Source organism: Microbacterium sp. ZOR0019 (assembly GCF_000800925.1).
Classification (GTDB): domain Bacteria; phylum Actinomycetota; class Actinomycetes; order Actinomycetales; family Microbacteriaceae; genus Microbacterium; species Microbacterium aurugineum.
Map to the genome: position 1 here is coordinate 16,568 of NZ_JRKC01000080.1, position 11,533 is coordinate 28,100.

General features: G+C 69.3%; 12 protein-coding genes. 8 read left to right on the top strand and 4 right to left on the bottom strand.

What is annotated here, in order from left to right; all coding sequences use genetic code 11:
- Genes L978_RS16150 through L978_RS16160 form a run of 3 tightly spaced genes read left to right on the top strand, consistent with a single transcriptional unit; the run spans window position 1 to window position 1,263 of the window.
- Window positions 1-402, top strand: coding sequence for a TadE/TadG family type IV pilus assembly protein (locus tag L978_RS16150; protein WP_047524309.1), 402 nt, complete (start codon window positions 1-3; stop codon window positions 400-402).
- The gene (locus tag L978_RS16155; RefSeq protein ID WP_047524310.1) at window positions 371-826 is read left to right on the top strand and encodes a hypothetical protein; all 456 of its coding nucleotides are present in this window, start codon (window positions 371-373) and stop codon (window positions 824-826) included. The genes L978_RS16150 and L978_RS16155 overlap by 32 nt, the downstream gene beginning before the upstream one ends.
- A complete protein-coding gene (locus tag L978_RS16160) occupies window positions 823-1,263 on the top strand; it encodes a hypothetical protein (protein ID WP_052193817.1) in 441 nt (146 codons plus the stop codon). Before L978_RS16155 ends, L978_RS16160 begins: the two co-directional genes overlap by 4 nt.
- An 18-nt stretch (window positions 1,264-1,281) precedes the next feature.
- Here L978_RS16160 and L978_RS16165 read toward each other — a convergent pair whose 3' ends face one another.
- Complete coding sequence (locus L978_RS16165) at window positions 1,282-2,556, bottom strand: MFS transporter (protein WP_052193820.1); 1,275 nt, start codon at window positions 2,554-2,556, stop codon at window positions 1,282-1,284.
- A 119-nt stretch (window positions 2,557-2,675) separates the two neighbouring features.
- On the opposite strand from L978_RS16165, the gene prfB reads away from it, so the two are divergent.
- The gene (gene prfB / locus L978_RS16170; protein ID WP_047524313.1) at window positions 2,676-3,785 is read left to right on the top strand and encodes a peptide chain release factor 2; all 1,110 of its coding nucleotides are present in this window, start codon (window positions 2,676-2,678) and stop codon (window positions 3,783-3,785) included.
- A gap of 65 nt (window positions 3,786-3,850) precedes the next feature.
- Here prfB and L978_RS18440 read toward each other — a convergent pair whose 3' ends face one another.
- Together L978_RS18440 and L978_RS16185 are read right to left on the bottom strand one after the other, a co-directional pair.
- Entirely contained in the window at window positions 3,851-4,855 is a 1,005-nt protein-coding gene (locus L978_RS18440) for a DUF2510 domain-containing protein (protein ID WP_081997099.1), read from the bottom strand.
- A gap of 25 nt (window positions 4,856-4,880) precedes the next feature.
- Complete coding sequence (locus tag L978_RS16185; RefSeq protein ID WP_047524314.1) at window positions 4,881-5,780, bottom strand: DUF2510 domain-containing protein; 900 nt, start codon at window positions 5,778-5,780, stop codon at window positions 4,881-4,883.
- Between the two features lie 181 nt (window positions 5,781-5,961).
- On the opposite strand from L978_RS16185, the gene ftsE reads away from it, so the two are divergent.
- The 3 genes from ftsE (at window position 5,962) to smpB (ending at window position 8,519) form a co-directional block, all read left to right on the top strand.
- The gene (gene ftsE, locus L978_RS16190; RefSeq protein ID WP_047524315.1) at window positions 5,962-7,068 is read left to right on the top strand and encodes a cell division ATP-binding protein FtsE; all 1,107 of its coding nucleotides are present in this window, start codon (window positions 5,962-5,964) and stop codon (window positions 7,066-7,068) included.
- Entirely contained in the window at window positions 7,065-7,979 is a 915-nt protein-coding gene (gene ftsX / locus L978_RS16195; RefSeq protein WP_047524316.1) for a permease-like cell division protein FtsX, read from the top strand. The genes ftsE and ftsX overlap by 4 nt, the downstream gene beginning before the upstream one ends.
- Window positions 7,980-8,042: 63 nt before the next feature.
- Window positions 8,043-8,519: an SsrA-binding protein SmpB gene (gene smpB / locus L978_RS16200; protein ID WP_047524317.1), complete on the top strand. Its 477-nt coding sequence runs from the start codon at window positions 8,043-8,045 to the stop codon at window positions 8,517-8,519.
- Between the two features lie 10 nt (window positions 8,520-8,529).
- Here the strand turns inward: smpB and L978_RS16205 are convergent, their stop codons facing one another.
- Window positions 8,530-10,395 (bottom strand): S9 family peptidase, encoded by a 1,866-nt coding sequence (locus L978_RS16205; protein ID WP_047524318.1) that lies wholly within the window; start codon window positions 10,393-10,395, stop codon window positions 8,530-8,532.
- Between the two features lie 190 nt (window positions 10,396-10,585).
- Here L978_RS16205 and L978_RS16210 point away from each other — a divergent pair, with 190 nt between their 5' ends.
- A complete protein-coding gene (locus L978_RS16210) occupies window positions 10,586-11,533 on the top strand; it encodes a methylenetetrahydrofolate reductase (protein ID WP_047524319.1) in 948 nt (315 codons plus the stop codon).

The window sequence follows — 11,533 nt, forward strand, 5'->3', positions numbered from 1 at the left end:
ATGGCGGAGGGGCCCCGGTTCGCGGATGAGCGCGGTTCGAGCCCGGTGGAGTTCCTGCTGGTGGGAACGCTGCTCACGGCGCTCACACTCGCCGTCCTCCAACTCGCGCTCGCCGTCTACGTGCGAAACGTCGTCCACGATGCAGCGGTCGAAGGCGCGTATCACGCTGCTCTCGCCGACACGAGTCCGGCCGAAGGGGTCGAGCGCACCCGCAAGGTGATCACGCGTGCGATCGGCGCGGGATATGCCGAGGACATCCGGATCGGCACCTCGGGGCTCCCGGGGGAAGAAACCGTCGACGTGCGAGTGCGCTCGACCTTCCCCCTGCTGGGCCTGATCGGAATCCCGTTCGCGATGGAGGTGGAGGCCCATGCGCCCGTGGAGACGTTCGGTGGCCGGTGAGGAAGGATCAGCGGCGCTCGAGTTCATCGCGGTCGGCGTCATCCTCCTGGTGCCGATGGTCTACCTCGTGATCGCGCTCGGCGGCATCCAGGAGCAGACGCTCGGCGCAGAGGCGGCGGCGAGGCACATGGCGCGCGTCATCGCGCGGGCTCCGGACGCCGCATCCGCGACTGAACGCGGAGATGTGGTGCTCCGTGGGGTGATCGACGAGTACGGTCTGGATGCCGACGCGGTGGACGTGACGCTGACATGCACTCCGTCGGGCGTCGAGTGCCCATCGTCGGGAGCGACCGTCTTCGTCACCGTCAGCACCAGGGCGACCCTGCCCCTGGTGCCGGAGCTCTTCGGCCTCGACCGTTCCACCGCGGTCGCCGTCCAGGCCACTTCGGCGCAGAAGGTGTCGCGGCTGTGGGGTGCGCGATGACGCGCGCCGTCCGGTCAACGGACACAGCGGTGCCGGGGCAGGACGAGGGCAGCGTCCTCCTGCTGACGCTCGGCTACGTGCTCCTCGCGCTCGTGGTGATCTACGTCTGCGTCTGCGCGACGGATCTCTACATCGCGCAGAAGCGGCTGGACGCCCTCGCGGACTCGGCGGCGCTCGCCGGGGCGGATGGCTTCATCCTCGCGGTGACGGCCGACGGCGTCCGCGCCGAGTTGACGGACACCGGGGTCGAGGAGCAAGCGGCAGCCCTGGTCGAAGGGGTGCCGGGCGCGACGGACCTCGTCGCGGCGGGAACACCCGATGGGGTGTCGGCACGTGTGACGGTCGGCGTCGACTGGCGTCCGCCCTTGCTGTCGCCCTTCGTCCCGGACGGCGTACGCCTGGAGTCCACGGCCACGAGCCGCACGGCCCTGTGGTGACCTGCCGCGAGGGGGCGCTCAGTTGCCGTCCGGCCCCGGCTCCGGCCCCGACTCCGACTCCGGTTCCGGCTCCGGGCGCGATCTGGGTATGAACTTCGGGATCCACCGCAGGAATCCGGCTGCCCCGACGAGGCCGATGACGCCCATCGCTGCGGCCGCGAAGGGGAGCGCCGAGAAAGCGGTGATCGCCGACACCAGCAGCGGCGCGATCGCACCCCCGGCGTCGGTGAGCGTGCGCCAGGATCCGAGGAACGCGGCGGGCTCGCGCTTCGGGGCGACATCCGCGCCGAGGGTGAGCAGGATCCCGCTCGACAGGCCGTTGCCGACGCCGAGCACCGCGGCGAACATCCCGAACCACAGCACCGCCGCATCGAGCTCGTGCGTGAACGACAGCGCGAGGAAGCCGGCGCCCATGAGCACCATCGCGGGCATCGCCGCCCACAGTCGTCCGAATCGGTCCATCACCTGCCCACTGGCGTAGAAGAGCGCGAAGTCGATCGCCCCGGAGACGCCGACCACGAGGGCGATCGTCGAGGCGTCCAGCCCCAGGGAGAGCCCCCACAGCGGGAGGACGACCTGCCGCGCGGAGCGCACCGCCGACAGCGACGCCGCGGCGAGTCCGAGACGGCCCAGCACCGCGCGCTGTCGCCACATGGTCTGGAAGATGCCCGTGCGCTCGACGGTCGGGATGGATCCGCTCACCGCCTCGCCGGAGTCCTCCATGGAACGCTCGGCCGGGGTGAGCGGAGCGGGAGGTGTCGTCTTCTCCGGATCGGGGCCGAAGAGCACGAGAATCACCATCACCACGAGGCAGCCCAGGAAGAACCAGATCGCGGCGCTCTCGGTGCCGAACAGCTGCAGCAGACCCGCTGCCACGAACGGGCCGATGAAGATGCCGAGGCGGAAGCTGCCGCCGAGCAACGAGAGCGAGCGCGCGCGGAAGGCGACCGGAACCCTGGTCGTCATGAACGCGTGACGGGCCAGGCCGAAGGCGGCCGCGCATACGCCCAGGATGAAGACCGAGGCCGCCAGCACGCCGAGCGTCGGCGCGAAGACCATTCCCACGGCCGCCAGGATCGCGATCACGCCGGCGATCACCATCGTGAACCGCTCGCCGATGCGCCCGACCGCCCATCCGGCAGGGAGGTTTCCGCAGAGCTGGCCGATGACGAGCGCGGAGGCGACGAGGGCCGCGAAAGCGACGTCGGCGCCCATGGCGGCTGCCAGTACCGGGATGAGCGGGATCACGGCGCCCTCGCCGAGGGCGAAGAGGACCGTCGGCAGATACACCATCGGTCCGAACTGCCGAAGGACCGTCGATGCACTGCTCACGCCCTCACGCTACTCCCCGCAGGGAGGTGCTCCTGGACCCGGTCCCCGCGTGGGCAGACGGCACGTTAGGCTGAGGTGTCATGCTCGAACTAGATCTCTCCGCCGAAATCCAGGCGCTCAGGCACACCTTCGGCGACATCAGCGAGGTCGTCGATGTCTCCCGTCTCCGCGACGACATCGCGCGTCTCAGCGAAGAGGCCGGTGCTCCCGACCTCTGGGACGACACCGACAACGCGCAGAAGGTGACCAGCGCGCTCAGCCACCGTCAGTCCGAGCTCGCCCGCATCACCGGCATCGCGCAGCGCCTCGACGACCTCGAGGTGCTCGTCGGTCTCGCCAACGAGATGGACGACGAGGATTCCGCGCAGGAGGCGCGCACCGAGCTCGCGGCACTCACCGACCTGATCAACCAGCTCGAGGTGCAGACGCTCCTCGACGGCGAGTACGACGACCGGGCAGCGATCATCACGATCCGCTCCGGCGCGGGGGGCGACGACGCCACCGACTTCGCCGAGATGCTGATGCGCATGTACCTGCGCTGGGCAGAACGCCACAAGTACCCCGTCAAGGTGATGGACACGTCGTACGCGGAGGGCGCGGGCATCAAGTCCGCCACCTTCGAGATCGATGCGCCCTACGCCTTCGGAACCATCTCGGTCGAAGCCGGCACGCACCGCCTCGCGCGTATCAGTCCGTTCGGATCCGCCGACAAGCGCCAGACGTCGTTCGCCGCGGTCGAGGTCATCCCGCTCATGGAGGAGGCGACCGAGGTCGACATCCCCGAGAGCGACATCCGTGTCGACGTCTTCCGCTCGTCCGGCCCCGGCGGACAGTCGGTCAACACGACCGACTCCGCGGTGCGCCTCACTCACCTTCCGACCGGCATCGTCGTGTCGATGCAGAACGAGAAGTCGCAGATCCAGAACCGGGCAGCCGCCATGCGCGTGCTGCAGACGCGGCTCCTGCTGCTCCAGAAGGAGCAGGAAGCAGCGAAGAAGAAGGAACTCGCCGGCAACATCACCGCGAGCTGGGGAGACCAGATGCGCTCCTACTTCCTCTACGGACAGCAGCTGGTGAAAGACCTCCGCACCGGCCAGGAGTCCGGGAACCCGGCCGCCGTGTTCGACGGCGATCTCGATGACTTCATCTCGGCGGGAATCCGCTGGCGCAAGCGCAAGATCGAGGACTGAGACAAGAAGAAGGGCCCCGGAGTGATCCCGGGGCCCTTCTTCTTGTCTCGGCGACAGCGCAGGAGTCAGTATGCGGCGTCTTTCAGCGTGCCGGTCACGTCCTCATAGCTGTAGAGGATGCAGTGCACGGTGCGGTCGTCGCCACGGACCCAGGACGACTCCGTCGGCTGATACGTGTAGTAGTCGAGAACCGAATCCATGTAGGACGTGCCCACGTAGGCCTCGAATTCCGACAGGCAGCCATCCCATGCCTGGTCTTGGAGGGCGCCGTCACCGGGGAACTCCTCGCCTTCGAGGTCGTAGATGAAGAAGACCTCGTCCGTGTGGGGGTCGGTGCAGGGCACCACGGGGAGTTCGTAGATGTTCCCCTCTTCGTCGGAGTAGTCGACGAACGGCAGGCAGTCGCCCACGCGGAGATCGGCGAAGCTCACCATCTCGGCACCCTCGATGGCGCCCGAACCGTCGTTCGTCGAGGGGCGCTCGGCCGGGGCTCCGCTCGGAGAGCCGGCTCCTCCCGCTGCGGACGCGACTCCCAGCAGGACGAGCGATACGGCGACCGCGAGGACGGCGCCGATCGCCGCCACCACCATCCCGGTGATGCCCGGCCACTTCCGACCCCGCAGGAAGAGCGAGACGAGCGACAAGATGAATCCGATGGCGAGCAGGCTCCAGCCCGCGATCGCGATCACGGGGACGCAGGCGCCGATCACACCGACGACCACCGTCACCAGGCCGATGATGCCGAGCACCGGCGTCCCGGTCGCGGCAGGGGGAGCGGCCGGGACCGCCCACGGATCACCGACGACGCCGGAAGCGCCCGGATAGCCGGTCATGGTCGGGCCCGCGACGGGTGTCGGATCCGCAGGCGCCATCATGTACGGCGGAGCGAACGGAGCAGGTTCCGGCGTGGCGGGGACGGGATCACCGTCGGGAGCGGGAGCGGGAGCAGGCTCGGGAGCAGGCTCGGTGGGCCGCGGGGGAGCGGCCACGACGTGCTCGGTCCATTGCTGTCCGTCCCACCACCGCTGGTTCCCCGAACCGTCGTCGTACCACCCCGCAGGCGTAGTCATCTCGCGCTCCCGCTGTCGTGCCGTCTCAGGAGACGAAGCAGGCGGTGATGGCCTCGGTGTCCCCGAGGACCTCGGCCAGACCGTTGATCGCGTCGAGATCCGTCAGAGTGCCGTCACTCTCGGCGATCGCACGCAGCGTGGCGTTGTCGAGGTCGGAGACGACGAGCAGGTCGGCGAGGCACAGGACCTGCTCCTCGGTGTACCCCTCGGTGCCGTCCAGCATGAGGATCGCCGTCAGTCCTGCGGCCACCTCGGGCGTGGTCGGGCGGGTGCCGTCGTCGGCACCGTCCGTCTCGCCCGGGTCGGTCGCCTCGCTCGACGGGGAGGTGCTGGGAAGGTTGTCGAGCTCTTCGCTCGCCGTCTGCGCGACCGCGAAGACGAACACGAAGAACATCACGACGCCGATGATCGTGCCGACGACGGCGAGGATCAGGCCCGCGATGCCGGGCCACTTCTTGCCCTTCAGGAAAAGCGAGATCAGCGAGACGATGAAGCCGGCGCCGAGCAGGATGAACCCGAAGAACCCGATCACGGGGATGAAGGCGAGGATCGTTCCGACCGCCGCGAGGCCGAGGCCGACGAGTCCGAGGATCGAGATCTTCTTCGGAGCGTCCTGGCCGGGCTGAGCGTACGGCGAAGCGGCGGGGTAACCTGACGGCGACGTCGTGTACCCCGCAGGGTAGGTCGGGGCCGAACCCGGGTAACCGGCGGCCGGCTGAGCCGGGGAGCCGTATTCGGGGACCTCGGCGGCGGGCACATCGGTCGCTGGTGCATCGGCGGCCGACGGAGTCTCAGCCGCAGCGGGGGCATCGGGCTCGACCGAGGCCACGGCCTCGGGAGCGAAGTGCTCGGTCCACTGCTGGCCGTCCCACCAGCGCTGGCGTCCGGATCCGTCGTCGTACCAGCCTGCTGGTGTCGTGGTCATGATTCCCCCTCGATGAATGCGATCGCTCCCTGGTGCGGCGACCCCTTCATGTATAGCAGTGGGCGGTGACCGGGGTGAGGCCTCCGGATGGGGAATAGTCCCCATTTCGTGCGCACAGGGACACGGCGTGCGGGGTGTCGCTCGCGACCAGCCGGAGGGGCGCGCTTAGGCTCGAATCGCCATGATTCGGTTCGAGAACGTCACCAAGCGCTACAGAGGGACGAAGAAGCCCGCTCTCTCCGGTGTCGACTTCGAAGTGCAGCGCGGGGAGTTCGTCTTCCTCGTCGGTGCCTCGGGGTCCGGCAAATCCTCCTGTTTGCGCCTCATCCTGCGTGAAGACGTGCCGACCTCCGGCCGCGTCGCGGTCCTCGGCCGGGATCTCCGCTCGCTCGCCAACCGCAAGGTGCCGTACTTCCGGCGCCACATCGGCTCGGTGTTCCAGGACTTCCGCCTCCTCCCTTCGAAGACCGTCTATCAGAACGTGGCTTTCACGCTGCAGGTCACCGGATCCTCGCGAGGATTCATCCAGCAGGCCGTACCGGAGGCACTCGCTCTCGTCGGACTCGACGGCAAGCAGAAGCGCATGCCGCACGAGCTGTCCGGTGGGGAGCAGCAGCGCGTCGCGATCGCCCGCGCTCTGGTGAACCGCCCCCAGGTGCTGCTGGCCGACGAGCCCACCGGCAATCTCGACCCCGCGACCTCCGTCGACATCATGCAGCTCCTCGCTCGCATCAACGCGGGAGGGACCACCGTGCTGATGGCCACGCACGAGGCCGGCTTCGTCGACCAGATGCAGCGTCGCGTGATCGAGTTGCGCGACGGGGAGATGGTGCGCGACGAGGTGCACGGCGGCTACGGCGACACCTCGAACATCCCGCGCCTCGTGCCGGAGGAGGTCCGCGGTGCCGCTGCGGCCGCCGCCCTCACCGCGGTGCAGGAGGTGCAGCGCCAGACGGCCGATCTCTCGGTGGTGCGCGCTGCCCTCGCTGAGGAGCTCGCCGCGCAGCGGACCGCGGCCGCGGACCGAGGCCCGGATGTCGAAGCCGAGCCGTCCCCGCGGACGGTCGAGCCTCCGCAGACCGTCGAACCTCCGGAGCAGGCCTTCACACCCGAGGTGGACGAGGCCGCGCGGATCGTCGAACCGCCCGCCGTGGTCGAGCCGCCCGCGGTCAACCGGCCCCGCACGCATCCGATCACCCTCCCGAACGTGGATGTCGCAGAGCTCGGAGTCGCCGACCGCCTCGGCCTCTCCGACGAAGACGACGAGGAAGTGGGCCCGACCTCATGAGAATCGGACTCATCCTCGCCGAGGCCCTGGGCGGCCTCCGGCGGAACATCTCGATGGTGATCTCCGTCGTCCTCGTGACCTTCGTGTCGCTGACCTTCGTCGGCGCAGCGATCCTGATGCAGGGGCAGATCGGTGTCATGCGCGGGTACTGGGCCGAGCGCGCCCAGGTCGCCGTGTACATGTGCTCGGAGGTCTCCGAGTCGGAGACCTGTATCGACGGTGCGGCCAGCGAGGAGCAGGTCGCCGCGGTCCGCGCCCAGCTCGAGGGCGAGGCCCTGGCGCCGCTGATCAGCTCCATCACCTTCGACACGAAGGAAGAGACCTACGCCAAGCTCGTCGACCAGCTCGGCGCGGAGCAGGCGAGCGTTCTCACGCCGGACCAGGCGTTCGAGGTGTTCTTCGTCACGATGAAGGATCCGGGCCAGTCACAGGTCCTCGCCGAAGCCTTCAGCGGCCAGGCGGGGGTCGAACAGGTGACGGATCAGCTGCAGTACCTCGATCCGCTGTTCTCGGCACTGACCGTCGCCACCTACATCGCGGTCGGCATCGCCGTGCTGATGCTCATCGCGGCGACGCTGTTGATCGGCACGACCATCCGGCTGTCGGCGTACGCCCGACGGAAGGAGATCGGCATCATGCGTCTGGTCGGTGCCTCGAACCGATTCATCCAGACACCCTTCGTCCTGGAGGGCGTCTTCGCGGCGTTCCTCGGCTCGGCGCTCGCCAGCGCTGCGGTCGTCGCCGGTATGCACTTCGGCGTCGAGGGCTACCTGAGAGGTCGGGTCCCCTTCATCACGACCTGGGTGACGATGCAGGACGCGGTTCTCGTCGTGCCCGTGCTGATCGGCATCGGGGTGGTGCTGGCCGCTCTGTCCGCCGGGTTCGCGATCCGCCGCTGGCTCCGTACCTGATAGCCTGAAAGGCTGCTCGGCCGGAAAGATCGATCGAGCTCATCACGGCAACAGGAGAGCATCATGCCCAGGGAACGCGGAGAGAAGGTCGTCGCGACCAATCGTCGCGCACGTCACGACTACACGATCGAGAAGTCGTACGAGGCGGGGATGGTGCTCACCGGCACCGAGGTGAAGTCGCTGCGTCAGGGACGCGCCAACCTCAGCGATGGCTACGCGTTCGTCAAGGGGAATGAGGTCTTCCTCGACTCCGTGCACATCCCGGAGTACTCGCAGGGGCACTGGACCAATCACTCGGCGAAGCGCGTCCGCAAGCTGCTGCTGCATCGCGAGGAGATCGCGAAGATCGCGCACGCGGTTTCTGCGGGCGGATACACGCTGATCCCTTTGAAGCTCTACTTCTCGGACGGCCGCGCGAAGGTCGAGATCGCCCTCGCGAAGGGCAAGCGCGAGTACGACAAGCGTCAGACCCTGCGAGAGCGTCAGGACACGCGCGAGGCCGAGCGCGCGATGCGCCTGCGCAACCGCGTGGGGGAGTAGCGCCCCGCCCTCAGCGGCGCGGTTCGAACCCGAACACCCGGCCGAGGAACGCGAGTTCGCGTTCGAGGGAGTCGACGATCGTCTCCGCACTGCGGAAACCGTGGCCCTCGCTCGGGTACAGCACGTACTCGTGATCGACGCCGCGCGCCGCCAGGGCATCGCGGATCGACTCCGACTGCGACGGCGGGACCACGCGGTCCTCGCCGCCCTGGAGGAGCAGCACCGGAACGTCGATGCGGTCGGCGTGGGTCAGCGGCGAACGCTCGATGTACACGTCTTCGTACTCGGGGAGCGGGCCGACGAGTCCGTCGAGGTACGTCGCTTCGAAGTCATGGGTCTCCGCGGCCAGCAGCCGCAGATCCGCCACGCCGTAGCGGCTGATCCCCGCGGCGAACGCCCCGCCACGGACCAGCGCCGACAGGACCGTCCAGCCTCCGGCCGACCCTCCGCGGATGGCGATGCGGGCGGGGTCGGCGAGTCCCGCGTCGGCGAGACCGCGGGCGGCGGAGATCACGTCATCGACGTCGACGACGCCCCATCGCCCGTCCAGGCGCTCGCGGTAGGCCCGGCCGTAGCCCGTGGATCCGCCGTAGTTCACGTCGAGCACGCCGATGCCCCGGCTCGTGTAGTAGGCGATCGCCGTCGAGGAGGCGCCGGAGACGTGCGCCGTCGGCCCCCCGTGCACGAGCACGATGTACGGCGGGAGCTCGTCGTCGGGTGCGCTCGCATCCGGGTTCGCGGGAGGATACGCGAAGGCGTGCACCCCGCCGTGCGCACCATCGACCTCGATCGGCACCGCGCGCGGCATCCACCGTGCGTCCACGGGCTCCCCGCCGCGCACCGTGACGGTCTCTCCGGAGTCGACGTCGACGACCCACAGGCCCGGTGTGACGTGTGAGCCGTTCCCGGAGAGCAGCACCCGGGTGCCCTCGGCGTCGTCCACGCTCACATGCCCGTCCCCGGGGACATCGATCGGACGGACGGCGCCATCCGCATCGATCACGACCACCAGGTCACGGCCGTTCGTCCGCACGGCCACGATCCGCCCGTCGTTCAGCGGCTGGTACCAGCGGTTGCCGAGCACCCAGAGCCCGTAGCCCGTGTCGGCGTCCGCCGGTGCGAGCGGCTGTGGCTCGGCGCCAGGGACGTCGCCGTCGAGAGCGACGCGGTGCAGCCCCCATCGGCCCGCGGAGTCATCGGCGAACACCAGTTCGGCGTCGCCGAGCCACTCCGGTTGCAGGGCCGCTCGCGAGGGCACGGTGTGCACGTCGCCTGAGGGGAGAGCGACGATCCGAACGTGTGCCTCTTCCCACGGCATCCGGCCGGCGTCCCACTCGACCCAGGCGATCCGCTCGCCGTCGGAGGAGAGCGCCGGATGGGCGACGAAGCCCTCACTCTCCCGGATCACCCGGATCGCGCTCGCGTCGTCCGCCGCCGAACCGTCGACCGGGATCTCGATGATCGATCGGGTGTGCGGGGTCGTCGACAGGTCTTCACGCACGGCCAGCAGACGCCCGGCCTGCACCCGCAGGCCTCCGTGCGCCGCGCCCTGCGGGGTGAGGGGGACAGGCTCGGTGCCAGGGACGAGTCGACGCACTCGCTGATCAGCCGCATCGACGAAGTAGAGCGTGCCCTGGCGATCGGCTGTCCACGCGCCGCCCCCGTACTCGTGCACCCGCGAACGTGCGCTCCAGGGGGCGGGAAGGATCTCGTCCCCGGACGAACTCCGCACCGTCACGCGCCCCTTCTCGGACGGGACGGATTCCCCCCACCAGATCTCGGAGCCGACGAAGCGGGCGCCGTCGATGCGCGGGGACGAGACCGCCACGGATGCGGCGGAGAAGGGCGAGGGCCAGGAACCGTAAGGGGACGACATGCTTCGAGCCTATGGGCCGATGACACACGGCGTCACACACGTGCGGCGACCCGACAGGGTGATCTAGGTTTCTGGAAACGCCCCGGTTCGCCCCGGAGCGTGGAGCGACAGCCGAGCCCGGCACCCGCCCGCGAACGACGTCCTCTGTGTCGTGCGCGGTCCCCGGCCCGACTTGTCCCCAGGAGAGAAGATGTCTTCCGAGACCGAGACCTCAGGCACTCCTCGCGTGCCGTTCTCCTTCGAGCTCTACCCACCGCGTTCGGCGTCGAGCGAGGAAGCGCTGCACGACACCGTCCGCCGCCTCGCCGCCGCGGGGCCCGACTTCCTCTCGGTCACCTACGGGGCGGGCGGATCGACCGGTGGCCGCTCCCTCGACGTGCTCCGGTTCATCCGCACGCAGACCGACGTCGAGCCACTCGCGCACCTGACCTGCGTCGGCAACAGCTACGCGGGCGCCGCGACGCTGATCCGCGAGTTCCTCGATGCCGGCATCCTCAGCTTCCTCGCCCTGCGCGGAGACCCGCCCACCGGGCAGACCGAGGACGACCTCGGCGATCTGGAGAGTGCGGCCCAGCTCGTGCAGCTGATCGACCGCGTGCAGGCCGAACGGGCTCCGTACGAGGAGGCACCCGTCCCCGGACTCCCCGGTGCCGCGAGGGTCGATCCCCGCCGCAAGGTGAACATCGCGGTCGCCGCATTCCCGAAAGGGCATCCGCGGGCCACGCACCGCACGCAGGATGTGGAGGCGCTGCTCGCCAAGCAGGCCGCCGGGGCGACCTTCGCGATCACGCAGCTCTTCTTCCACCCTGACGACTACCTGGCGTTCGTCGAACGGGCTCGCAGCGCCGGGGTCACGATCCCGATCCTGCCGGGCATCATGCCGATCACCTCACCGGCGCGGCTCACACGCGTGCTCGAGCTCACGGGGGAGGACCTGCCGAGCGAACTCGCCATCGCGCTCGACGTCGAGCCGACCGCGGAGGGTCGTCGAGAGATCGGCATCGAGTGGGCCGCACGCCTCGCTCGCGAGGTCGTCGCCGGGGGAGCGCCGGGCGTGCACCTCTACGCCTTCAACCAACACGAGACCGTCCTCACCGTTCTCGCAGAAGCCGGGATCCTCCCGGCCCTGCGTCACTAG

Coding starts and splice junctions, on each gene's coding strand:
- L978_RS16185 (WP_047524314.1), bottom strand. CDS start 5,780: ATGACCACGACACCAGCAGGCTGGTACGACGACGGATCCGGACGCCAG.
- L978_RS16165 (WP_052193820.1), bottom strand. CDS start 2,556: ATGGTGTATCTGCCGACGGTCCTCTTCGCCCTCGGCGAGGGCGCCGTG.
- prfB (WP_047524313.1), top strand. CDS start 2,676: ATGCTCGAACTAGATCTCTCCGCCGAAATCCAGGCGCTCAGGCACACC.
- L978_RS16160 (WP_052193817.1), top strand. CDS start 823: ATGACGCGCGCCGTCCGGTCAACGGACACAGCGGTGCCGGGGCAGGAC.
- ftsE (WP_047524315.1), top strand. CDS start 5,962: ATGATTCGGTTCGAGAACGTCACCAAGCGCTACAGAGGGACGAAGAAG.
- L978_RS16155 (WP_047524310.1), top strand. CDS start 371: ATGCGCCCGTGGAGACGTTCGGTGGCCGGTGAGGAAGGATCAGCGGCG.
- L978_RS16150 (WP_047524309.1), top strand. CDS start 1: ATGGCGGAGGGGCCCCGGTTCGCGGATGAGCGCGGTTCGAGCCCGGTG.
- L978_RS16210 (WP_047524319.1), top strand. CDS start 10,586: ATGTCTTCCGAGACCGAGACCTCAGGCACTCCTCGCGTGCCGTTCTCC.
- smpB (WP_047524317.1), top strand. CDS start 8,043: ATGCCCAGGGAACGCGGAGAGAAGGTCGTCGCGACCAATCGTCGCGCA.
- L978_RS18440 (WP_081997099.1), bottom strand. CDS start 4,855: ATGACTACGCCTGCGGGGTGGTACGACGACGGTTCGGGGAACCAGCGG.
- L978_RS16205 (WP_047524318.1), bottom strand. CDS start 10,395: ATGTCGTCCCCTTACGGTTCCTGGCCCTCGCCCTTCTCCGCCGCATCC.
- ftsX (WP_047524316.1), top strand. CDS start 7,065: ATGAGAATCGGACTCATCCTCGCCGAGGCCCTGGGCGGCCTCCGGCGG.